The organism is Pseudomonas sp. VMV1, from assembly GCF_056790235.1.
In genome coordinates, this window is record NZ_JBXGSE010000010.1 from 63217 (window position 1) to 84887 (window position 21671).

Genomic DNA, 21671 nt, shown 5'->3' on the forward strand with positions numbered 1-21671 from the left:
GCGCGAGTCCTTAGTATTGAATCAGCAGGAGGCCAGGAAGACCGACGCTACCGGAGCCGCCAGGGCCGCTGGAGCTGTAGGCACCACCACCCCCCGCGCCGCCGGCGCCAAAGCCGGAACCATTGGTGCCAGGGATACCGTTCGACTTGCCAGCCCGACCAGCGCCGCCAGCGGTTCCGAAGGGGTTGGATCCACCAGCGCCACCATCACCAGCGCCACTAGCGCCCTGGTTTTCGGTCGTGATTTGCGAGTCACTGCCCCAGCTGCCGCCTACGCCGCCGCCCTGGCCGCCTGCGCCAGCAGAAATGTCACCGCCTTGCCCGCCTTGGCCGCCCGCAAGCTGTACCAGCACACTATTGGCCGAGTTGCGCAGGAAGGTGGTTCCGCCTGTGGATCCATTCGAGCCTCCGTTGCCGGCTGCGCCGCCAGCACCAGCCGCACCGCTACCGCCAATGGTGATGCTGTAGGTCTGGCCTGGCGTGACCGAGATAGCCACACCGATGGCAGAGGTTCCCGCGCTACCACCGCCACCGCCACCGGCGCCCCAGGAGGAGCTGAAACCACCGCCACCGCCACCACCGCCACCAGCACCCGTACCAGAGACGTAGATGGTGTTCACGCCTTCGGGGCAGGTCCAAGTGCCATTGCTGGTGAAGCGGACCGTAATGCCCTTGACGCCGAACAGGTCCTTGACGAACGCAGTCGTGGCGCCCCTGGTGCTGTTGTCGTTGCGCGGCTGGGTCGGCATGGTGATGGCAGTTCCGACCGCCATTTGACTCACGTTCACCACACCTGTCTGGCGCGTAATAGACCAAGGCGTATCTAGATACGAACCATCATCGCCGAAGCGATTTACATATAGATTTGTACCGACGTTGTTGCCGCTCTCAGCCTCGTTGCTTGCACCGAAGTCCCATCGAGCCTTTCCAGCCGTGCGGTAGGAGGAATAGCGATACTGGCCGGCATCTCCGCTGATGAAAATGCCAGAGTCCCCCCCGGATGTGTAAACATTGATCGGCTTGTAGAACCAGGTGATCGGGTTGACGTACAGGCTCGCGCCTAGCAGCGACAGGTAGCCCCCGCTGTTCTGGCCGTTGCCGCCGCCGGCGATGATGCGGAAATCCCAGTCCACCGGCGTGGCGCCAGAGTGGAAGTCGATAAAGGGCGTCGTTGCGATGGCCCCTCGGGTATCACCGAGTTCAAAGCCCGCGTTCATGCCAGACGGCTTGATCGACAGGGTGTTGGACGTGAAGACGAACCCGCCATCACCCAGCGTAGTGTCGCCTTTGACGTACAGGGTCTTGTTGAACGTGGCGGCGCCATCGGCCGACAGCGTGCCGGCGAACCAGGCGTTACCCGCATCGTTCAGGGTGAACAGCTGAGCGCTGTAGTCGCTGTTGATGACCTGTAGCGAGCCCGCATTGACCCGAATGGTCTTGTTCGGGGTGGTCGCCCCGTTGCCCACCAGCTTGATGTTGGCGCCGTTGCCGCCGGTATCGGTGATCACCAGCGAGGTGCTGCTGCCGCTGGTCTTGATGTCCACCTGCGAGTTCGCAAGGATGGTGCCATCGAACGTAGCCTGGCCCGATACGGCCATGGTGTTGCCGAATACCACCTTGCCATCGGCCAGACCCACGCGCATGGGGCGCAGGGCGTTGTAGCCGCCGTAGGGCGAGCCCGAGTCCGTCAGCATCAGCCACAGGTTGGTGCCGTCGTTGCGCCAGAAGGTCCCGTAATTGCCCTGGACGATCCGGTAGGACTGGTTCGAGGTCGATTGCACCTCGCCGGCGAACACCCCAGTACCGGCGTCCGACAGGGTGAAGATGTTGGCGTTATAGGCGCTGTTCTTAACGACTAGCGAGCCATCTTGTACCCGCAGGTACTTGCCGGGCGTGGTGGCGCCGTTGCCCACCATCTTGATGGTGGCGCCGTTGACGCCGGTGTCTTGCACGGTGAGGCCCCAGGCCTGGCCGCTGGTGGTCAGCGTGGTCTGGTCCTGCAGGATGGTCGGGCCGGAGGAGGTGAGGCCGTTGGCGATGTAGACCTGGCCGGTCGCAAGGTTAACGGCGAAAGGCCGCAGGCTGTTGAACGTGCCGTAGGGATCGCCGCTGGCGGTCATCAGCAGGTACAGGGCCGCGCCGTCGTTGTACCAGAAGGTGCCGTAGTTCCCGACCGCCTGGCGATAACCGACGCTACTGGTGGTCTGCACCTCGCCGGCGGTCTTGAGCGTGCCCGAGACGGCGAAGGTGGCGCCGGTAAAGGTCAGGGTGCCTCCGCCATTGGCGCCGGTGCCGCCCGAGGCGAGCAGGCGGGTATCGAAGTCCACGGCGGTCGCGCCGGAATGGAAGTCGATATAGGGAGCGGTGGCGGTGCCGCCGATGTAGCCGATCTCCATCCGGGCCGCGACGGCGGTGGCCGGCTGGAACAAGAAGGCCGCACCGGTCAGGTACTGCCAGCCCGCCACGGTGGACGTGCCGCCTATGGCCACGTCGCCAGCGGCAGTGAGCTTCCCGGTAACGCCCAGGGTGCCGCCGATGGTGGCGTTACCCGTAACGCCCAGCGTGCTGCCGAAGCTGGCCGCACCGGTCACGGTCAGGGTGTTGTTGACCGTCGTTACGCCCGCCACTGTGAGGCTGCCAGCCATGCTGACCGCACCGGTGAAGCTCGGGGCGGCGAGTGGCGCCTTGAGCGCCAGGGCGTTGGCCATGGTGGTGGAGAAATTGGCGTCGTTGCCCAACGCCGTGGCCAGCTCGTTGAGCGTGTCCAGCGCAGCGCCGGCGCCGTTGACCAGGTTGCTGATCGCCGTGGAGACGAAGGCCGTCGAGGCGGCCAGCGTGGTGTTGTTCCCCACCGCCTGAGTGGGCACGTTAAGCGAGCCGGTGACCTTGGCGTCAGCGAAGGTGGCCAGGCCGGCGACGGCCAGGGTACTGGCCAGGCTGACCGCGTCCTTGAGGGTCGTTAGGCCCGCGACCGTCAGTGTGCCGGCCATGTTGACGCTGCCGGTGAACGACGGTGACTCCAGTGGCGCGCGGGTGGTATCGGTCGGGTGGACGTGATCCTCGCGCGCAAATCGCTTGCTGGCGCCGACCTTGCTGGTGCCATCCATGAGCGGCTGCGCGATACCGCCGAAGTTGCTATCGACCGTCGAGATCAGCACGTAATTGGGGTGCGGATTGGTCGCAGCCTCGTGCGCCGCGAGCATGGCGAGCACTAGGGCCGAATCAGGATCCACAGAGACGTTCAGGCTGCTGGAAGGCAGTTGGTCGAAACTGATGTCGTTGACCAGGACGAAGGCCACGCCGCTGGTCTTGCTACCCAGAGGGCCGGTGGTACGGCTCCAGATGGCGAAGAGCACGTTGCCGGCCCAGAACGCCACCTCGTTGATGGTGCCGGTGCTGGTGTCCGCCGGCCAGACGCTGGTCATGCGGATCTGGTTGTTGGTCACGCGGGCGCTGGAGCCGACCTTGACCCGCTTGATCTCATTGACCAGCGCGGTCTCTTTGCCGGATGGCGAGTAGGCGCCAGTGCCGAACGATACGGCATCGAGCGTCAGCGCCAGGCCGTTGTTGCTGGCCGCCAGCGCGGCGGCTTTGCCTGCGTCGGTGATGGTCGGAATGAACACGACCGATTGCGGGGTGGATGTAGCCATGCGGTCCTCGTGGGCGCCAAAAAGGGCAGGCGCGGCCGAGGAGGCCACGCCTATGCTGCGCCTATTCTGTGAGGGCCGTTACGCCCCTCCGGGCGGGTCTTTCCGAAGGGGCAAGCTGGGTCAGTAGGTGACTTTGAGGGCGCCGGCTTTGCCGAACCAGACGGTGCAGTCCACGTCCCGCGAAGGGCTCACGGTGACGGTGAGTCGCAGACGGACCAGGGTCAGCCCGGTCGCGGTGAGGAAGACCAGCAGCGGGGTCTCGAAGGGCAGGGGCCCCAGGTTTTCGCTTGGGTAGGGCAGGCTGGAATCGGACTCATCGCCGTCGAGCTTCTGGGTGTAGCCGGGCACCAACATGAGGTTGAGGCCGATAGCCGAGAGGCCCACGCCCTGGCTGATCACGAGGCCGGACGCCTTGAGCTTGTCATTGTTGGCCAGGCTGGTCAGCGGCACGTCCACGTAGGCACTGACCTCGGCGGGGCTACTGGTGGCGATCCCCTTGATGCGCAGCTTCTGGTAGCTGACACCGTCGAGGGTTTCCTTGGACCAGGTGGTGGTCAGGCCGCTGATGCTGCCGTTGGTGAGCTCTGCGATCCAGCCGTCAGCCAGCACTGAGCCTGCGACTGGCGCGCAGCTGGAATAGATCGAGCCGCCGGCGCCCGCCACCAGGGGATTGGAGGTGAGCGAGCCCTTGGGATTGGAGGTGGCGTTGAACACCACGTTGGACTCGGCGAGATCCGGCAGACCCCGGCACCAGGCCGCGACGATCTTGCCCACCACGCGGCCGGCGACCATTCCGCCGATCTTGCTGGGATGGATCCAGTCACGCACGACGCTGGCCAGGGGGTAGTAGTTGGTCCCGCTGGCGGGATCGACCCAATAGTCCCAGACGTTGGCCACCGCGCACATCTGGCTCATGACCGTCTCGATCCAGACGTGCATCGCGTAGTGGTCGGCCTTCTGTGCGGCGGTGAGCTCGTAGCTGCTGGAGCCATTCCCGCGCGGCGTCTCGCTGATCAAGATCACGTCGATGCCGGCGATCTGGAAGTTGCGCACGATCTCGCGCAGGTTGCGCTGGCTGGTGCCCAGGTCGATACCGGCGGGGCGGTCGTTGGTCGAGCCCCAGACCACCACCAGGTTGACGCCGGCCGCCTTGAGCGTGGCGATGTAGGCAGCCTGGCGGACGAGCATCTGGGCGGTAGTGTCGCCGGCGACACCACCGTTATAGGCCACCGGTGCGGAGCAGGCGCCGTTGCTGAACTTCTGCACCCAGCCCATGAGGCCCCAGGTCTTGAGGTAGTCGTTGGCGCCGGAGCCCGACCAGGAGAGGAAAATCCGGCTATCGCCGAAGCCGCCGATGGCGCGGTTACGCGGCGTAGCGCGGACAAAGCCCAGTCGGTTGAGGGCTGCGGTAAGTTCGAGGGTGTCGGCCATGAGGTCGCTCTAAGCAGGGGGTCAAGACGAGGCGACGACGCGCTGACCACCCGACACGATCACTGCCCCACCCAGCGCCAGGGCGCCGTCAGGGAGGTTGTCGTCGATCAGTTCGCCGGCGACATAGCACAGCGTGATAGGGAAGAACGTCGGCGCGGCGACGTAGGTACTGCGAAAGGCGCGGGTTACCCGGACTTCAAGCACGATCCGGGCGGCCACGGTGGAGAGCAGGGCGCGCAGCACGCGCTCGGGGACCTCGCTGGTGGCCACGTCCACCCGCACACGCGAGGTCATGTAGAAGGCCTCGATGGCTTCGCCATCCAGGGCGATTTCGGCCAAGCTCTTGCAGCCCTCGGGGTAGGCGGCGGACTTCTTCTGCCAGAGCTGGCTGACGTCCCAGACCGACCCGAACAGGATCTGGAGGTACTTCTTGAGGAAGTGCATGCCCCGCTTGGGGTTGCGATGGCGCCACGCCTTGTAGAGGTAGCGCATCCCGTCGTCGTCGGTGAGGTTGAGCACCGACAGGCCGTCGCCCGTGAGCGCGCGCTGGATGAGCGACAGCGGACCCAGGTGCGGGGCGCCGTAGACGTTGATCTCGTCGTCCAGCTCGGCCAGGTTCTCCAGATACAGCTGGTTGAACAGCTGCACCAGCTGCTCCTCGGTGTCGCCAACTTGCAGCGTCTGGAGCAGCGGATTCATGGGGTTCATTCGCTGGGCGGCTCCACGTTGACGGTAAGGCTCGCCTCACTGACGTAGCGGTAGCTTTCCGGCACGATGGTCCCGGCGTCGGAGACCACTACCTGGATGTCAGCGTTCTCTGCCTGGCAAGCCGGGATGTTGTCGTAGAGCAGCTTGGTGATCGTCTTGTAGAGGATCCGGCCACGGCCGCGCTTAGCCCAGGCCGATTCGCGGCCGTACTTGGCCAGGATCAGGTCGCGCGCGGCGGCGCGCACGGTGTCCTCGTCGTAGACGGTGGGCACCTGGAGCATCACCGTGACCGGAATGGCTGTCTCGGCCACCGGCACGAACGCCACGTTGTAGGAGTCGTCTGCGCGCGCGATCACTCGCTTGATGTCGGCCTGGAGGGTGGCCACGTCCTCGCCGTCCATGAGCGCGGCGACAAACAGCTTGTTGATGTTTTCGACGTTGGAGCCGCGCACCGCTTCTTCCACCCGCTCGTTCCAGACCGACAGGAAGCGGAACGCCGGCAGGTTGCGGCGCAGCAGAAAATCGAACTCGCCCAGGTAGACGGCCGATTCGTCGTACAGCGACGGATAGCTGATCACCTCGCGCATGGTGGCGATGTCCATCGGCGCGGAGCCGGCGGAGACCACCGCCGTGAGCACGATGGTCGCACCCGATTCAGCCTTGGTCGGGGTGTACTCGAAGACGAAGGGGGCGTTCGCCGCCAGGGAGATCTCGCCCTCAGTCTGGGTCACAGCCACCAGGATCTGCTCACCGGCAACCGGCTGGTAGCCGGCGATGGCGCTGGCGCCAAAGCGCACGGACAGCTGACGGCTCTCGTCGCTCTCGATGGTGTAGGCGCGCTCGTCCACCTCGGTATTCGCGAAGGCGGGGCTGTAGGCGAAGGTATTAGCCAGGCTATCCACCACCTTGATCGCGGCGATGTAGCCAGTCTCGGGGGTGGCTACGTCGATGGAGTAGAACGGCTTGGACTCGGTCACCTCGTGGGTGATGGTCGTCGTGACCTCCTGGGCCACGGTAATGCTGGCCGAACCCAGGGCCGGCACCGTGGCGCCCACGGTGACGACATGGACGCGGCCCTGCGGATCAAGCAGGCGCTTGCCAGGACTGACCATGAACGCGGTATCGGTGGCGTTGGTGACCAGCAGGGTGGAACGTTGGCCCGTGCCGAAGGGCAGCACGCCCTTGACGGCGGCGCTGGCCAGCACGGTGACGTCCCGCGCCATGGTGAACGGTTCACTCGCAGCCGTATCCTGCATCTGGGAGTACATGCTCAGCATGGCGGCCATCGCGGCCAGGTTGGCCCTGATCCGGGGGTCGCCCTGCTGGTACAGCGCTGCCACAGCGGGATAGTTGGCTATCCGCTTCTCGGCGGCACTGAGAAATTCGTCGGTCGTCTTCACGTGATGGCGCCTGCGCTGTCGATGGTCACCTGGGTGCCCATCAGGTCGATGATCAGCCGCTGGTGCTGCTTGCTGACCTGCTCCAGGTAGAGGTTGATGGAGCCGCTGGGCAGTCGCTTGAGGATCGGCACGTCGGTGAGGAGCTTCTTGAGCAGGCTATCGGCGAGCACCGAGCTACCCGGCTGCTGGAGCAGGCTCGGGATGTCGTGCCCGTAGCTCTGCCCCAGGTAGCCGTTGGTGGGCATCTGGAGCCAGTGCCGCACCATCTGCGCGATCTCCAGCATCGTTACGTTCAAGCTGGACATCAGCGATTCCCCATCCCTATCCCACCGGTCGCGGCCTGCGCCAGGCCTCTGTCACGCACATTCTGACCGAGCGGTAGCTCGATACTGGGCGGGGTTTCCTTGGCGGCGTCGTTGCTCGTGATCTTGACGGGCGCCGGCGGCGGAGCGGGTGCCACCTGCACGCTGGAGGTCGGTGGCACGCTGGCGATGGCGGGCAGCTTGCCAGCGCCGGTGGTGGCCACCGCCGCCGGCAGCGGCTTGAGGCTCGCCGGCACGTTGCTGGCCGCTGGCGACTTGCCCAGGCGGGCGTCCAGGGCCTGCTGGTTGGCGGCCAGGTACTCGCCGGCCGTCTTGCTGCCCTTGCCCACGTTGAAGCCGGCCGCCGATTGGGTGGACACCGACAGCTGGTCCATGGTCTTGCCTTCGCCTGCGCCCTTGATGATCTCCACGCCGGCCTTGGGGCCCAGCTGGTGCAGCATGTAGAGGTTGTCGCGATTCACGGCCAGGCCTGCCCGCGTAAGGGTGGCGGCATTCTCCTTGGCCAGCTTCATGGCACCGGCGATGTTCTGGTCCGCATCGAACCGGTCGGTGATGCCCAAGCCCGACGCGGTGCCCCCGGTCATCTGGTAGACGCCGATGGCGCCGGTGGAGCTGATCGCGTTGGCGTTGCCACCCGACTCGATGTTGGCCATGTCGAGCATGGCGTCCGGGTCCAGGCCTTCGGCCTTGGCGGCGGCAATGATCTTGCTGCGGACCTCCAGCGGCATACCGTCCTTGAGGCGGCCGCTGGTGTTGGCACCGGAGGTCTTGAGTTCGCGGATACGGTCGGCCTCAGCGTTGGTGTACCGGCCCCACTTGGCCAGGTCGCCGCCGCCCTTGACGCCCTCGAACGACTCCTTGTGCCGGTAGCTCGCATCGAGCTTGCCCGCCAGCCGGCCGCCGGCGATGATCGCCGCCTCCTTGACCTCACCGGCCTTGGTGGTCACCGCCTCGACCATCGGGGCTGCCTTCTCCTTGACGGCATCCACCACCTTGCCGCCAGCCTCCACGGCCTGCTTGACCGTGGGGTGCTCCATGACCGCCTGGGCCTTCTCCTGGACGTAGGCCTTGCCTTGCTCGACGAGCTTGCTGGCCTGCTCGCCCTTTTCCTTCATCCAGTCGCTGGCGCGGTCCGCCCAGCCGGAGAGCGTGTCCAGGGCACCAGAAAACTTGTTCTGCACCCAGTCCCAGCCGCTCTTGACGGTCTCGACCGCGCCGTCCCAGGCACCGGTGATCTGGTTGCCGATGTCCTTCCAGTCCACGGTGGCCAGCCAGTCACCGACCATGCCGCCGATCTTGTCGCCCAGCATGCCTCCGATGACCGCCCCAACGGGACCGCCCAGCAGGGTGCCGATACCACCGCCGACCAGAGCGCCCACGCCCGAGCCGGCGCCGTGGAAGCGCTCCTCACGACTCTGGTCGCCTATGCCGAAGATGCTGGACAGGGCCATGCCGCCGCTGAGTAGGGCGCCCAGCAGCGGGATGCGTCGCAGCAAGCCGCCTGCAAAGCGTCCAGCGCCACGCAGCATCCGCCCCGCACGGCCGAAGCGACCGGCGCGAGCAGGACGAGCTGCGGAGGGTGCATCGGGGCCCTTCGCCGTACTGGCGCTCTTACTGGTCGGAGTGCCGTCAGCGTTCTGCTGGGCGCTCTGCTGGCGGCCGAGCCGGCGCCGGCGGCGCTCCTGGAGAATGCTCTTGCGCCGCTGGGCACGCTCGCGACGTGTTTCGCGGCCCTGGGCCCTGCCGGCACGACGTTCCGCGCGACCCTTGCGGCCCAGAAGACGACGAGCAAGGCCGCCAGCGGCCGCCGCCGCGCCAGTGCCGACCGCGCCCAGGCCGCGCAGCAGCCCCGCCAGGAGCCCCAGCAGTGGGCCCAGGAGCGGCAATCGGCCGAGGAGGCTACCCAGGCCACCAAGCAGCTTGGATAGCGCCCCCTTGCGCTCGGTCTTCTTGTTGATCTCGCGCAGCTCGCCGAACATGCGGCGATACCAGGGCACGTTGACCTTGGTGTCGGCGGCCTCCTGGGCAGCACCAGGGCGCAGCCGGCCGAATACAGACGTCAGGGGGCGCGTCAGCGGCGCCAGGAGGCCACCAGCTTCCTTGGCTGCGGCAATGGAAGGGTCCACCTGTTCCAGGCCACCTGCGGCCTCGCTGACCCCTCCGCGCATGCGGTCAAGCACGCCGGCCAGTCGCGACAGGACACCATCGCGGCGATTGTCGCGCACGCGGTCGTCTTGGTTGCCCTTGGCGGGATCCTCCTCGATGCGTCGCGCACGCCCTGCCGCGTCACCGGCCGAGGCCTTGACCAGCTCCGGGCGGCCCTTGCCGATGAATCGGCCGTTGGCGTCACGCTCGCGCACTGCCTGGGCGACGGGCGCGGCCGGCGGAGGCAGCCTGACCACCTTGGATGCCAGGCTGGGTGTCACTGTGTCGGCCACCGCCGTGCTGGAGGACGAGGCCCCCGCCACGCGCGTACCGTCCACGGCGATCCCTTCGAGCGCTGCGGCGGCGCCTTCCAGGCTGCCGGCGGCGCGTTCCAGCATCCGTAGCGCAGGATCAGCCCGGTCATCGGTGGTGCGTCGTGCAGTGGCGAGCTGGCGAATGGGTGTCTCGGCAGGCGCAGGCTCCGGCGCTTCGCCCAGGGCCTGCTGCTGGCTCAGGACATCCAGCAGAGCGCCGGTGTCGCCCTTGATGGCGCGCAGCAGCTCCAGGTGCGCGCGCTCGGCGCTCAGGTCGGCGGAGCGGCCCCTGAGGAAGCCCTCGGGGTCGTAATGCAGGTGGATCTCGTCGGCAGCGTCCATGGCTTACTTCAATCCACGGATCATGCGTTGCATCCAGGGCGACTCCTTGATCTCGGCCTTCCGCTGCTCGACCGCGAACAGAGGAACATCCAGGAAGGCCTCGGCGCTATCCAGGTGGGTGCCGACCTTGCGGGTGGACACGTCCATGACGCCGTCCAGGATGGCCGTGGGCTTGCCCTCGCGCGCCAGCCGGTCCAGGTAATACTCGTTCTCGCCCTGGAGCCGGTTGAAAGCGGCTAGCAGGCGGTCGTACTCGCTTTGCATCGAGTCGAGCAGGACATTGCACTGCTCCAGCACCAGGTGCTGCTCGCGCACCGAGTCGTAGGCCGTGAGCTCGGCGTCCATCACCCCGTCCAGGCACAGGGCATAGCCGCGATTACCGCTGTAGTTGGGCTCCAGCACGTAGTCGAAGCCGTAGAAGCCGGTCGGCACCGACTTGCTGCCGATGGTGCGGCCGGAGTAGATGGCCGAGGAGAACCCGCCGGCCTTGCTTGCGAACATGCGCGCGGCGATCTTGCCGGGCACCGTGTCCAGGAACTCCGCCTCGTGCTCGACCCAGCCGTCCGGCGAGGCCTTGATGGAGACGGTGCGCAGCGCCGGCGCTACGGCGACGGCCTGGCCGTCCACGACACCACCCTCAGCGGGATTCAGACCGAATTTCTGGCGCGGCCAGTGCCCGAAGTAGCCGAGCAGGTCGCCATGGCGCACACGCTCTTGCACGTCGGGGCTGTTGATCAGCCGGGCAGCGGAGGTCAGGTCGAAATTACGGTCCACGCCCCGTACCGCGCGGCCACGATCGGCCAGGTTGTAGCGGATAATCCCGGTTCTCATTACTCGTCCCCTTCCGCGCTGCTGGCGGAGAAATCGGTGTTGTCGTCGTTGTAGCCGGGCATGCCGAAGCCGCCGCCTTGGGCGTCAGCCGGCGGCTTGGCGTCTTTCAGACCCTTGGCCAGCTGTTTGGCGTAGTCCTCATCGAGCCGCATACTCCTGACCATGAAGGCCACCACGGCTGCCTCGGGCATGCCGGTCTCGCGCAGCTGCTGCATGACCTGCACCTCCACGGCGGCGGCGTTGGTGGAGCGCTCGCGGGTCTCCTGCTGTTCGCGGTCCAGCGCCGAGGTCGCGCCGAAGAAATTGAAGTCGTAGGGGCGATCGCCCGGATCGAAGCACCAGCCGTATTTGGTCAGCGTGTGCACGTCCACGACGTGGTTGAAGCATTCCGTCAGGGCGGTGCGGATGATGTCGGCCTTCTCTGCCGCGTGAACCGAGGTGCGGAAGAAACCGCCCTCGCCGAGGCCGCCGGCCAGCTGGTCGGCGAAGCCCAGCAACGCAAGGTCGGTGCCCAGGGCGCCGGCGGTGAGCCGGGCCTGGATCATGATGTCGTCAGTGCTGATGGTGGCGCTGGCTGCTGAACCCTGGAACTGGGAGACGGTAGTGATCGCCTTTTCGCCCTTGATGGGCATCAGGTGGGTGATTCGACCTGTCGGGAACTCACCGCGCTCGACCAGGCGTCGCATGTGGTCTCGCGAGCGTTGAAGCATCTTGGCCACGCCGGCCTTGGCTATCTCGGCTTGCTCCTTGGTCATGCCCTCGGTGTTGATGGTCATGAGGCTCTCGTCCATGGAGCCCAGGATGCGATTACCGACCAGGCCGGTCAGGGAGGCATGCAGTCGCCGCCAGGGGACTTCGGCAGAGTCCAGGAAGCTGCCGCCGACCAGCGAGGGCAGGTGCGGCCACTTCTCCGGGTCGTCTTCGAGCAGCTGGAGGCGCTCGGCCTGTTCCTGGGCGCGGACCTGCGGCACATAGTTCATCCGCTTCATCTTGCAGCGCGCCATCTGCAAGACGGTCAGCTTCTGCACGCCCTTCTTGCCGCCGGTGAGCACATAGCCGGTCGTGGTGTCGGCCTGCTCGTAAGGCTGCACCAAGGGCGACCAGATGCCTTCGCCGCCATAGACGCCGATCACGCCCTCACCGGGGCGGCGGAAGATGCGCAGGTAGCCATCGCCGAAGCCCGACGCGCGGAACGCCAGGGCGTGGGCCTCGCGATTAAGCAGCGGGAGCACGGCCTTGCCGATCTCCTCCACCACCTTGCGATCGGCAGCCTTGGCGCTGGCCTTGACCTCCATGAACACCGTGTCGCCACTGGTCTCGTGGCCGCCCAGGGCGTGGGTGACGTGGGAGCGCAGTGCGGTGCTGATGATCGGGTCGCCCATCATCAGGTGCCACATCTCGTAGATCTGGATGCGGTTGCGCGCCGGCACGCTGCTGGAGCCCAGCAGCATGGAGGTGGTGATGCCGTCGTAGCCCCACCCCTCGTTCTCGTTGATCTCTTCGGCGGCTTCGGCCACGCCAAGCATGCGCTTGGCGAAGCCCTTCAAGGTTGTATCTGCTGCCATGGAATGCTCGGCATAGGCCCAAAGTAGGATGGGCCGATGGTAGGGGGCGCCAGGGGGCATCCTCGGCCGAGCTTTCCGATGTCAGATGCCGGCGAGTTCATCCTGGCGCGGCTGCACCAGGTACTTGGTGACATAGGGGGGAATGGCGGACGGCGAGGTCCGGCCGACCACCTCGTAGGGGATGATCATTCCGTTGCCAGGGAAGACGTCGAAGCGGTCGTGTTTCTTGATCTCGAACGCGCCCTCGGTGAGCGGCTCGATCTGACATTCCATGACGCCCTCGCTGTAGGTGACGCCGTCGGCGCTGTCGATCAGGTTGTTATCGCCCTGGTAGACGCCCATGAACAGCACCTTGGCATCGCCCAGCTCGGGATAGGTGTAGGCCGCCTCGTCCTCGCTATCGAGCACGCCGACGCCGCCCATGTCGGGCAGGCCGCCTACCTCCTCATCGGAGGTGCGCAGCACCTGCTTGCGGTAGACCGTGCAGGCCATGCTATTGGGGTGGCGCAGGGTCACCTGGCGCTGGCCACGCTGGGCCTGGATGGAGACGTTCGACAGCATGGGGACTCCTTAGCCTGCGGTCTTGGTGGCGGCCAGTGCGGCCTGCGCCTGGGCCTCGGAAAAGCCCATGCTCATCAGCTGCTGGATGAACTTGGCATCGGGCACTGGCGCCTTGGCGGCGGCTTTCTTGGCCGAATTGGCGCGCTGCTGGCGCTGGGCTTCCAACTGACGCTGGTAACCGGGCTGGGCCTGGCGCTGCTTGCGCTTTTCGTCGCTGGTCTTGAGCTGCCGGGTACGCGAGCGCTCGCCCTTCATCTGCTCGGCCAGGGCGTGCATCTGCTGCAAGCTGATGCGCTTCTGTTTGGTGCTGACCTGATTGCGCTCGGACTCGATCATCCGGGCCACGTAGTTGCGCATGGCGGCCGACTGCGACAGGGCGGTCACGGTGCGCAGGATGTGCTTGCAGGCCAGGCCGTGCAGGTTCGGGTTGCGGACCTTGGGGAACGCCGATTCCCGGTGCCTGGCGTCGGCGTTGTAGTTGCCGGCGGTGGCCATGTAGGCGTACCAGAAGCGCCAGCGCTCGCAGTCGCAGGAGATCGATACCGCACCCTTGAGGAGCGGGCCGACGATCTCGCTGGCCGGCTTGGGCGAGACCACGTAGGCCTCGAAGTCGCGTAGCTTGACCGTCACGTAGTGGCGGCTCTTCTTCGACTCAGGCCCGGCGTTGGTCATGAACCGCAGTTCGCCGCCGCGCAGGGTGTGAGGCATCGCCTGATGGATCTGGGAGCGCGCGCGCTCGCGGTCCTCGGCCAGGGACATGTCGATCACGTCCTTGATCTTGATCCCGCCCTTGTACTTGTTCTGGAGCCGGTCGCGCTGGCGTGTGAACTCCAGCAGGTCGTCCATGGTGAGCGGACGGGCCTTGCCGCCGCGCGTGGTGATGTAGCGCCACAGCGTGCCGGCGTCGGCCTTGCCGTTGAGGATGTCGTCGGGGTTGAGCAGCGTGCCGGATTGGCTGCGTACCGCATTGTCCTGCTTGAACTGGCGGCTCTGCTCGGCCAGGCCCTGCTGGGCACTGACGGCGTTCGGGTCCCGGCGCTTCACCGGTGCCTTGGCCACGTCAGCGCACCGACCGCGCGGAGGTGCTGGCGAAATTGGTCATCTGCTTGAAGGCGAGCAGCTGGGCGGGCGTGGGCAGCACCAGGCGGCGCTGCGTCAGTTCCTGGAACGGATGGTCGATGCCGGCAGCCGCGATAACGGCCAGGTACTCGTCGCGCGTGCCATAGACGCGCTGGCTCACGAGGGTGGCGTCCCAGCGCTCGTCGGGCTGGGTGTCGTAGCGAATCGCTTCCTGCCAATCCTTGCGGGTGGCAGCGAACTCGCGGACCTTGCGGTAGAACTGGCTGGATTCGATCATGCCGCCACTATGTCGCGGCGGCAGGGGCCTATCTGGAGACGGTTTCCGAATGCGGCGCGTCGTCGCGGATCCGCTTTACCGCAGCGCTTATCCGGCGCAGATGCCGCCTGGGAACGAGCCAACGCCCTTCGAGATCTCCCAGGGACGCCAGGAGCAGGCGGATGCCGATCTGCTCGCCGCGCCGGTAGAGGACGTCCTGCATGCGTTCGGCATGTCCTACACGCTCGGCTAGCCTACGGGCACCCAGTAGGGGATGGGGGCCGCCGACGACGTCGTGGATGCGCGTGAGCTCCAGCTGGAGGCTGGCTACCCGCGTGCGCAGTTCCAGATTCAAGGTATCCGCCGTGGCCAGCTTGGCGCGCTCTGCGCGCAGCTTGCTGCGAAGCTCAGCGGCGCAGTCATGGCCCATGGGCTGGAGCGGGTGACGCGGGAACTCGCAAATCGGGCAGACGGTGACGCCTGGGTCCAGCGGGGCCGGTTTCGTCATGACGGTGTCCTTGACTACGCTACAGGCTAGCAAGCGGCTAGCAGATAAATTATTGCAGCATTTGCTGCGGCACGAACTCGACGCGGACCTCGCGGCCCTGCACTGTCCAAACGGCTGGGATGCCACCGTCATGGGCGGTCGCAGGGCGACCCGTCTGGGTCAGCTGGATAGCCTCGCCAGGTGCGAAAGGATCGGTGCCAGTGAGGGCGCAGATAGCCAGGTAGGGCGAGGCTTCGTGAACGTGGCTAACGGCTTGGCCATCCGTGATGCGGTACTGCTGCATGGTGGTGTCCCTATGATCTAGTTGGTCTGTGTACTAGATCACATTGTAGCAGTTGATAAAATTTAAAATCTATCGCCTGCTACAAATCTACGCGACACCCATGGCTGCGAGGGTCCTGGCCACCGCGTCGTCCTTGCGCTCGGATACCGCCAGCACCTGCACGTCCTCGCTCTGGATGTAATGGGCGTTCTCCAGGAAGGCAAAGGCGATGGTGTCCCAGATGTCAGGGGAGGGCAGGCCTTCCTTCTGCTGCATGTCGATCTTGCTCATCAGCTGCCACCGGCCTTTCTCGTCGAAACCGAAGGGGATGCGCGAGCCCTGATCGAGCATGTCGTTCTGCTGGGCATCGCAGAAGCTGATTCGGTTGTTGTCCACGGCCAGTTTCAGGTGCACGTTGCACTGGGCGCGCTGGTTGATGAAGCGCTCGCGATACTCCTTGCGGAAGTTCGGCACGCCCCAGCTCACGTTGGTGATCAGGGGAACGCCCAGGCGCTCCAGCATCTTGGCGAACTGGATGCCCTGGCCACCGACGTCCACCAGCACGGTGCAGTTCGAGTATTTCGCGGCCTCCAGCGCCACCATGGCCGCCGCGTCCGTCCAGTCCCGGCTGTTGGTGTAGATCGGGATGTCCAGGACATCCACCCGCCTGGGCTCCGGCGCCTCCGACCCGCCCTGGCCGATGACCCGCACCAGCGTGCCCACCGTCTTGTCGCGGTAGACGCCGCCGCCCACGTCCACCAGCAGGAAATAGCCGTAGGGCTCGTCCTCGCCGATCACGCGGTGCTCCTCGCCGATCAGGCGCTCGATGGAGCGCCGGCCCAGCAGGTACTTGTCGGAGTGCTCAGGGAATCGCCCCTGCACCTTCACCTGGTACTCCACGGAGTCGCGGCTGCCGTACTCCAGCGCCTTGTCGCGGATGAACTCGTCCGAGACGATCGGGGAGTCTTCGGAGTTGAACACCAGGCTCGTCCAGAGCCCGCCGTTGCGTACCGCCCACTTGTGATGGGTCTCGTAGAAGAAGCCCGACCCACGGGTAGGCTGGCTGGCCAGCGCAAAGCGGTTGCGCTTGTCGGTCAGGGCGCCGGCGATGACTTTGAGGTTCGCGTCGGGGATACCTGAGGCCTCGTCGCCCAGCCACAGCAGGTAGTTGCCGTGCGTACCGGCCATGTTCTCCGGCGAGCCGCGCGGTGCCGTCCGGCAGGTGATGAACCAGCGCATGCTGGCGCCTTTGACGTAGACCTTTTTCGCCTTGATCTCGAAGTATTCGGCCACCCAGCCCTGCGGGCCCTGCTCGATCACCTCCTTGAGGGTCGAGAACTCTTTCCAGATGCCCTCGGACAGGGTGTTGAGCTTGGGTGCGGTCAGATAGGTGTTGCTGTCCGCGTAGCAGAGCAGGTGCCACAGGGCGATGACGGCAAAGGAGCGAGTCTTGCCCGTGCCGTGACCAGATGACACCGAGGTACGCGAGCCGAAGGGGGAGACGCTGTTGAACAGGTCCACCTGCTGCCAGGTGATCGAGGTCATGCCGCAGACCTCTACGGCGAAGCGCGCCGCGTCCATCGCATAGCGCTCGGCGAACGCCTTCCAGCGGGCATCGGCCGAGAGGGCACGGATCTTCTTAGCCAAAGTGGCGCCCTTGGCTAATCTCTGAGATGGTTATTAGTTTACACATTGGTATAAGGCTTAGGCTAAGACGTGCTCGATCACCATAGAACAGGCCTGCGACCTATTTTTTCTAGCTTTCCGAACAGGCAGAATTATTCGCCATGCCGACGTACTAGGCGAAAAGCCAAGGAGTGATGATTGGAAATTTCAACGCATAGGCATTTTGATAAAGTAGAAGATTTTTTTGAATACGCTTCTCCATGGCGGAAAGGGTATGACCTTGACGGCTATGTTTTCAGAGGACATTCAGACGAGAACTACAAGCTAATCCCAAGCGCATTAAGATTTGAAACGCTAGATTGGTTTTGGGCCGTTAGCGGTCTCGCGTTCCAAGGTGATAAGCAAGACGTCAATCAGACTGCATTGCAAGTTGAGGCCGAGTTTCAAGTTATAAGGTCGTTTTATAGGCTTGCTGATCAATCTGGTTTAGCTGTTCCGATTGCTGATGTGATCCGAAATTACCTTGCCCAAGATCATAGCGCATTGATGCAATCTCTATCGGGCTCCAGGTCTGGCCAAGGACACTGGATACCAGATGAAATGCTGGAAATTGCAGCGCTCGCCCAGCATTATGGCTTGCCGACGCGGTTGCTCGACTGGAGCTATGACATAAATGTTGCAGCTTATTTTGCTACAGCGGGGGACAGAAAAGAGGAAGGTAATTTTGCAATATGGGCTTTGAATAGGAACTATCTTAGCTTTCATGCTGAAAGCCTTATTAAATTTGTAACTCCCCACTATGCGGGGAATCCAAATCTTAGTGCGCAAAAAGGCATATTTACACACCTTAAGGCAAACTACATGGGCGAAGGAATGGCCACAATACAAAATTTACTAGCCCCTGTAGACAGGCGCCCATTGGATAAGGTTTTGGAAGGTAAGATAGAGCATAAGGTAAACATTTTTAGAAAAATTACTATTCCGTGTTCAGAGGCAACCCGAGCATGTGATCTTCTCACAAAGCTGGGTTATGGGCCTGCCCGTCTGTTTCCTGGGTATGGTGGAGTCGCAGATCAATTACTGGCTAATGGAAAAAGGGCGAAGTGATTTGACAGTGCAATATCTAGACTAGCGAAATCAAAAAGTTAGATATTTTCTTGCTTATCTGATAAATGCTATCTGGAATCGCAAGATATACAGACCCCCATAGCGTCAACCCCAGTGATAGCATCAAAAAACCAGATCCTTGGCCCATAATTCGGGCCAGGGTAACCTCTTCGTGAAAGCGGAGGTTAGCAAGGCAGATGTCGATTCTTGCAGAGTTGAGCATATGCCGCTTGAAGGCGGTCTTTTCATCGGCGATCGAGTGTCTTTGAAGCTCTTCAATCTGCTTGATTATCCCTGGAATAGGATTACGAGTGTCTATTCCTCCAAGCTGACTGGAGAACTTAAAAGTGTGAGACTCCGAATAGTTATCTGGAGGCAGATAGTCCTTGAGGGTGACTAGCGCGGCTGCCTTGGCCTTGCGTGCATTTCGATAGGTGATGAACAGACCGATACAAGACGAGATCACCACCAGCAGCAGTCCAAGGCCGATGAAGTAGTTTGCTTGAAAGAAGCCTAGAGCGATGGATACCACGAGCGTGGCCAGAATGATCGCGAAAGTGGTGAACGTGACCATTGCGGCTGATGATCCTAGAGGGAGGAGCCCGCACTGTATCTCACAGGGCGGGCTGGACGACACGGTAGCGGCCTCGCTTTTTTCCACCAGGTGGCTGGTAGGCCGCGCAGCAGGCCTTGCAGTGGGCCCGCACGCGCTTGACCACTCCCTTGACCTTCACCAGGCCGAAGAACTCGCCGTCGTTCGGCCACCACTCCTGGCACTGGGTGCAGAGTTTCTCCTCACCGTACTCGGCCTGGCGCATCTGGGGCACCGTCGCCCGCTTGCGCCGGCGGCCGTTGGCCTTGGTCGGCTCCCGCTCGGGCTCATCCGGCGGCGTCTCGGGCCACTCCATTTCCAGCACCAGCCGGTCGCGTTGCTCGCGCTCGAACCGGTACAGGATGGCGAAGATGGGATCGCCCTGGAAGGGCGTGGAGGCGAGCATCTGCATGGCCTACCCCTTGCTGGCGAGATAGGCCTGGCAGGCCTGGCCAGCTCGCACGCACAGCTCCAGATCGAACAGCCCGAAGTGGCACCGGTCGCGCGTCAGCCCCAGCTGCTCGGCTAGCCACCGATAGGCCGCGCCTCGGGAGAGGTGCCCATCCCGCCAGATCAGCTCAAAGGGCGCCTTGTGCAGCTCGCGCGCCTTGCGTAGGGGCTCATCCGCCAGCGTGCCCAGCGGCAGATTGGTGAATGGATGAAGCCCTACCCGTGCATCGCAATCGGTGCAGCCGTAGACCCAGGGCCAGTCACCGTAGCTGCGGCCGTTGTAGATGTCGTGGTGATGCTTGATCACCACCCCTCCACCGCAGCAGGGACACACAGTCGGGATGGCCAGCGCGTCTTTTACCCGCGCGGTCGCACGTCTACTTGGATTGCTGGGCGTCTTGACCGCCGACGAGACCTCACTGCTCATCGCTTTCCTCCCGCGCCTTCTCGGCCGCCTTGAGCTCGGCCTTGCGCCGGTTTTCCTCGTGGGTTTCGCGCACGTGCCGGGCGGTGGCCACCACCGCGTTGAGCGAGCGGATGGTCAGCGGCACGGTCATGCTGCCCAGGACGGTCTCGCCGGTGCGGTAGCGCTCCACCTGCTCCAGGATCGACTCGGGCAGCTCGGCCACGAGCTGGAGAGAGGCGGAGAGCAGATCCTCGGACAACGCGCGTGGGATAGCCGGGGGCAGGGCAGGCAGTGCCTTGCGGGTCTTGCGCTCCTCCAGCATCTTGGGGGTGACCTTGGCGCCGCCGGCTTCCTCGCTGATCGTGCGGATCTCGGCGGCCGCCTCCTCCCCAAATGCTCGTAGGGCCTTCACGGCGGTGCCGGGCGCGATGACGTCCTGGTCGATCAGGTCGCGCACGTCCTCGCCGCCATGGGCAATCTTGAGCAGCTGCTCCACGTACTGGCGAGAGAACCCCACGAGCTTGGCAATCTGGGCGGCTGGTAGGCCGTCGGTTTCGGCGAAGTCACGCACCACATCGGCCAGTTCGACCGGATCGAGCGGCTCCTGGCTCTGGGAGGTGACAATGCGCGCCTTGCACTCCAGCTCGTTGCCGATGAAGGGTTTCAGCCCGATCAGCGGGATGGTGTAGCCCCAGGACTCCAGCAGGCGCAGCGCACGAATGCGGCGGTGCCCCTCGATCACCTTGAGTCCGCCCTCGGCCCGCGCCTGAACCTCGATTTGCGGCAGGACGTTGTTGATGTCCACCAGCGTCTTGGTCGCCTCGTCCTTGATCAGGCTGCGAGCGCTGCGCTCGATGCTGGCGTCCAGCTTGGGACCCTCGCGGCGCTTGTTGAAGCCGGGCGTGAAATGGAACTGGTCCAGGGCCGCAAACATGCCTTTGTCGGTGCGCTTGATGATCTTCTCGTTGATCATCTTTTGGATCGAATTACTCATACCTGCTCGCTCCTGAGCGTGCATGCGCGCCAAGGGCGCTGGCCGGCTGCCACGTGATGGATATTGGAAAGCGCCAGGGGGCTCAGGGTGTGGTCCAGATCGTCTGGAATCATAGTATCCGGGCCCCTTGGCGACGAGTCGGGCGCTCGCCCAGGGCGGCTGTCATGGCGTCCTCGGCGGTGCGGTACTCGCAGCCCATGATCTCCATGCAGTACGGCGCAGCGCCGGCACTGACGTGGAAGTAGAACCAGCCATCCACCCCGTCGAAGCAGTGATAGCCACGGCGCTCCTCACGACTTGGCAGGCTGGCGCCCAGCAGAGCCATCAGGCGCGTCATATCGGCCAGGAAATAGGGCCGCTCGGCCGCCCAGCGAGCCCGTAGGGCTGCGATCTCATCCAGGCGTATGTCGCGTAGCTCTTCGGGCGTGTTCGCCGCAGGCACGCAGCGGGGAATGTAGCCGCCTTGGCCGCGCAGCTCCCACAGATGCAGGTCGGGCTGCACTTCGAAGTTCAGGCCCGAGAACGAGCGCCCGCCCAGGTCACTGAAGAACACCGGCCGGCTGCCGGGGAAGTGATGGGCAAACGCCTCGCCTTCGAGCTGCACGCGGCGGCAATCGAGCAGGTACTGCTGACGGGCATGTAGCACGTCAGGGTTCTTGGTCTTGTAGTAGCTCATGGCAACGCGGTTCCTACTCAGGCGCTGAGGGTGGCGGCGGGGATGTCGAGGAAGTAGCTGTTCTCGCCCTGGCCGGCGCGCATGACGCCGATGACGGTGCTGTCCTGGCGCAGCAGGACGTTCCCAAGTCGATCAAAGCCTGGCGTGACGTTCTCGCGCAGCAGGGCGCGATCCCAGTCCTGGGCGGTGCAAGGGCGGATACGGGCCGCGCATTCCAGGGCCTCCTGGCGTGCGGCGGCGGCGGATACGCCAGCCATGCGCAGCAGGAAGTAGCGGGCGCCAACGCGGCGGTTGTAACGGCGCGTCAGGTAGACGAGCGATCCAATGAGCGCTGAGGTGTGGGACATGGTGCATTTCCGTGTGGTGAGCCGGCGATCCTGCCGGCGGGTGTGGCGCGCAATCTGTCGTCGCGCTGCCTGGGTATCTCGATAGGGGCCGTCCTCGG

General features: G+C 64.5%; 21 protein-coding genes. 1 reads left to right on the forward strand and 20 read right to left on the reverse strand.

What is annotated here, in order from left to right:
- Window positions 1-10: 10 nt before the first annotated feature.
- The 14 genes from ACUCV0_RS22075 to ACUCV0_RS22140 form a co-directional block, all read right to left on the reverse strand.
- Entirely contained in the window at window positions 11-3649 is a 3639-nt protein-coding gene (locus ACUCV0_RS22075; RefSeq protein WP_482213664.1) for a beta strand repeat-containing protein, read from the reverse strand.
- A gap of 120 nt (window positions 3650-3769) precedes the next feature.
- Complete coding sequence (locus ACUCV0_RS22080) at window positions 3770-5080, reverse strand: SGNH/GDSL hydrolase family protein (RefSeq protein ID WP_482213665.1); 1311 nt, start codon at window positions 5078-5080, stop codon at window positions 3770-3772.
- Window positions 5081-5101: 21 nt separating this feature from the next.
- On the reverse strand, window positions 5102-5779 hold the full coding sequence (locus ACUCV0_RS22085) for a hypothetical protein (protein ID WP_482213666.1): 678 nt from the start codon (window positions 5777-5779) through the stop codon (window positions 5102-5104).
- Between the two features lie 5 nt (window positions 5780-5784).
- On the reverse strand, window positions 5785-7188 hold the full coding sequence (locus ACUCV0_RS22090; protein ID WP_482213667.1) for a hypothetical protein: 1404 nt from the start codon (window positions 7186-7188) through the stop codon (window positions 5785-5787).
- Window positions 7185-7493: a hypothetical protein gene (locus ACUCV0_RS22095; RefSeq protein WP_313416884.1), complete on the reverse strand. Its 309-nt coding sequence runs from the start codon at window positions 7491-7493 to the stop codon at window positions 7185-7187. Before ACUCV0_RS22095 ends, ACUCV0_RS22090 begins: the two co-directional genes overlap by 4 nt.
- A complete protein-coding gene (locus ACUCV0_RS22100; protein WP_482213668.1) occupies window positions 7493-10312 on the reverse strand; it encodes a transglycosylase SLT domain-containing protein in 2820 nt (939 codons plus the stop codon). The genes ACUCV0_RS22095 and ACUCV0_RS22100 overlap by 1 nt, the downstream gene beginning before the upstream one ends.
- 3 nt (window positions 10313-10315) lie before the next feature.
- The gene (locus tag ACUCV0_RS22105) at window positions 10316-11143 is read right to left on the reverse strand and encodes a hypothetical protein (RefSeq protein WP_313416880.1); all 828 of its coding nucleotides are present in this window, start codon (window positions 11141-11143) and stop codon (window positions 10316-10318) included.
- Window positions 11143-12708, reverse strand: coding sequence for a hypothetical protein (locus ACUCV0_RS22110; protein ID WP_482213669.1), 1566 nt, complete (start codon window positions 12706-12708; stop codon window positions 11143-11145). Before ACUCV0_RS22110 ends, ACUCV0_RS22105 begins: the two co-directional genes overlap by 1 nt.
- Window positions 12709-12789: 81 nt before the next feature.
- Complete coding sequence (locus tag ACUCV0_RS22115) at window positions 12790-13269, reverse strand: hypothetical protein (protein ID WP_482213670.1); 480 nt, start codon at window positions 13267-13269, stop codon at window positions 12790-12792.
- A 9-nt stretch (window positions 13270-13278) separates the two neighbouring features.
- Window positions 13279-14328 (reverse strand): hypothetical protein, encoded by a 1050-nt coding sequence (locus ACUCV0_RS22120; RefSeq protein ID WP_482213671.1) that lies wholly within the window; start codon window positions 14326-14328, stop codon window positions 13279-13281.
- A gap of 1 nt (window position 14329) precedes the next feature.
- A complete protein-coding gene (locus ACUCV0_RS22125; protein WP_482213672.1) occupies window positions 14330-14626 on the reverse strand; it encodes a hypothetical protein in 297 nt (98 codons plus the stop codon).
- A gap of 28 nt (window positions 14627-14654) precedes the next feature.
- A complete protein-coding gene (locus tag ACUCV0_RS22130; RefSeq protein ID WP_482213673.1) occupies window positions 14655-15113 on the reverse strand; it encodes a hypothetical protein in 459 nt (152 codons plus the stop codon).
- A gap of 49 nt (window positions 15114-15162) precedes the next feature.
- Window positions 15163-15396, reverse strand: coding sequence for a hypothetical protein (locus tag ACUCV0_RS22135; RefSeq protein ID WP_482213674.1), 234 nt, complete (start codon window positions 15394-15396; stop codon window positions 15163-15165).
- An 87-nt stretch (window positions 15397-15483) separates the two neighbouring features.
- On the reverse strand, window positions 15484-17022 hold the full coding sequence (locus ACUCV0_RS22140; RefSeq protein ID WP_482213675.1) for a hypothetical protein: 1539 nt from the start codon (window positions 17020-17022) through the stop codon (window positions 15484-15486).
- A 177-nt stretch (window positions 17023-17199) separates the two neighbouring features.
- On the opposite strand from ACUCV0_RS22140, the gene ACUCV0_RS22145 reads away from it, so the two are divergent.
- Window positions 17200-18108: an FRG domain-containing protein gene (locus ACUCV0_RS22145; protein WP_482213676.1), complete on the forward strand. Its 909-nt coding sequence runs from the start codon at window positions 17200-17202 to the stop codon at window positions 18106-18108.
- A gap of 16 nt (window positions 18109-18124) precedes the next feature.
- Here ACUCV0_RS22145 and ACUCV0_RS22150 read toward each other — a convergent pair whose 3' ends face one another.
- The 6 genes from ACUCV0_RS22150 to ACUCV0_RS22175 all read right to left on the reverse strand — a co-directional run bounded on the left by ACUCV0_RS22150 (window position 18125) and on the right by ACUCV0_RS22175 (window position 21573).
- Window positions 18125-18682, reverse strand: coding sequence for a hypothetical protein (locus tag ACUCV0_RS22150; RefSeq protein ID WP_482213677.1), 558 nt, complete (start codon window positions 18680-18682; stop codon window positions 18125-18127).
- Window positions 18683-18722: 40 nt separating this feature from the next.
- Complete coding sequence (locus ACUCV0_RS22155; RefSeq protein WP_482213678.1) at window positions 18723-19112, reverse strand: hypothetical protein; 390 nt, start codon at window positions 19110-19112, stop codon at window positions 18723-18725.
- A 3-nt stretch (window positions 19113-19115) separates the two neighbouring features.
- On the reverse strand, window positions 19116-19577 hold the full coding sequence (locus tag ACUCV0_RS22160) for a zinc-finger-containing protein (RefSeq protein WP_482213679.1): 462 nt from the start codon (window positions 19575-19577) through the stop codon (window positions 19116-19118).
- Window positions 19567-20550: a ParB/RepB/Spo0J family partition protein gene (locus tag ACUCV0_RS22165; RefSeq protein WP_482213680.1), complete on the reverse strand. Its 984-nt coding sequence runs from the start codon at window positions 20548-20550 to the stop codon at window positions 19567-19569. The genes ACUCV0_RS22160 and ACUCV0_RS22165 overlap by 11 nt, the downstream gene beginning before the upstream one ends.
- 109 nt (window positions 20551-20659) lie before the next feature.
- Window positions 20660-21226 (reverse strand): hypothetical protein, encoded by a 567-nt coding sequence (locus ACUCV0_RS22170; protein WP_482213681.1) that lies wholly within the window; start codon window positions 21224-21226, stop codon window positions 20660-20662.
- A 17-nt stretch (window positions 21227-21243) separates the two neighbouring features.
- Window positions 21244-21573, reverse strand: a complete 330-nt coding sequence (locus ACUCV0_RS22175) for a hypothetical protein (RefSeq protein WP_313416853.1) — start codon at window positions 21571-21573, stop codon at window positions 21244-21246.
- Window positions 21574-21671 lie beyond the last annotated feature (98 nt).

Coding starts and splice junctions, on each gene's coding strand:
- ACUCV0_RS22125 (WP_482213672.1), bottom strand. CDS start 14,626: ATGATCGAATCCAGCCAGTTCTACCGCAAGGTCCGCGAGTTCGCTGCC.
- ACUCV0_RS22150 (WP_482213677.1), bottom strand. CDS start 18,682: ATGGTCACGTTCACCACTTTCGCGATCATTCTGGCCACGCTCGTGGTA.
- ACUCV0_RS22135 (WP_482213674.1), bottom strand. CDS start 15,396: ATGCAGCAGTACCGCATCACGGATGGCCAAGCCGTTAGCCACGTTCAC.
- ACUCV0_RS22155 (WP_482213678.1), bottom strand. CDS start 19,112: ATGCAGATGCTCGCCTCCACGCCCTTCCAGGGCGATCCCATCTTCGCC.
- ACUCV0_RS22085 (WP_482213666.1), bottom strand. CDS start 5,779: ATGAATCCGCTGCTCCAGACGCTGCAAGTTGGCGACACCGAGGAGCAG.
- ACUCV0_RS22075 (WP_482213664.1), bottom strand. CDS start 3,649: ATGGCTACATCCACCCCGCAATCGGTCGTGTTCATTCCGACCATCACC.
- ACUCV0_RS22110 (WP_482213669.1), bottom strand. CDS start 12,708: ATGGCAGCAGATACAACCTTGAAGGGCTTCGCCAAGCGCATGCTTGGC.
- ACUCV0_RS22080 (WP_482213665.1), bottom strand. CDS start 5,080: ATGGCCGACACCCTCGAACTTACCGCAGCCCTCAACCGACTGGGCTTT.
- ACUCV0_RS22115 (WP_482213670.1), bottom strand. CDS start 13,269: ATGCTGTCGAACGTCTCCATCCAGGCCCAGCGTGGCCAGCGCCAGGTG.
- ACUCV0_RS22170 (WP_482213681.1), bottom strand. CDS start 21,226: ATGAGCTACTACAAGACCAAGAACCCTGACGTGCTACATGCCCGTCAG.
- ACUCV0_RS22130 (WP_482213673.1), bottom strand. CDS start 15,113: ATGACGAAACCGGCCCCGCTGGACCCAGGCGTCACCGTCTGCCCGATT.
- ACUCV0_RS22095 (WP_313416884.1), bottom strand. CDS start 7,493: ATGTCCAGCTTGAACGTAACGATGCTGGAGATCGCGCAGATGGTGCGG.
- ACUCV0_RS22100 (WP_482213668.1), bottom strand. CDS start 10,312: ATGGACGCTGCCGACGAGATCCACCTGCATTACGACCCCGAGGGCTTC.
- ACUCV0_RS22165 (WP_482213680.1), bottom strand. CDS start 20,550: ATGAGTAATTCGATCCAAAAGATGATCAACGAGAAGATCATCAAGCGC.
- ACUCV0_RS22175 (WP_313416853.1), bottom strand. CDS start 21,573: ATGTCCCACACCTCAGCGCTCATTGGATCGCTCGTCTACCTGACGCGC.
- ACUCV0_RS22105 (WP_313416880.1), bottom strand. CDS start 11,143: ATGAGAACCGGGATTATCCGCTACAACCTGGCCGATCGTGGCCGCGCG.
- ACUCV0_RS22160 (WP_482213679.1), bottom strand. CDS start 19,577: ATGAGCAGTGAGGTCTCGTCGGCGGTCAAGACGCCCAGCAATCCAAGT.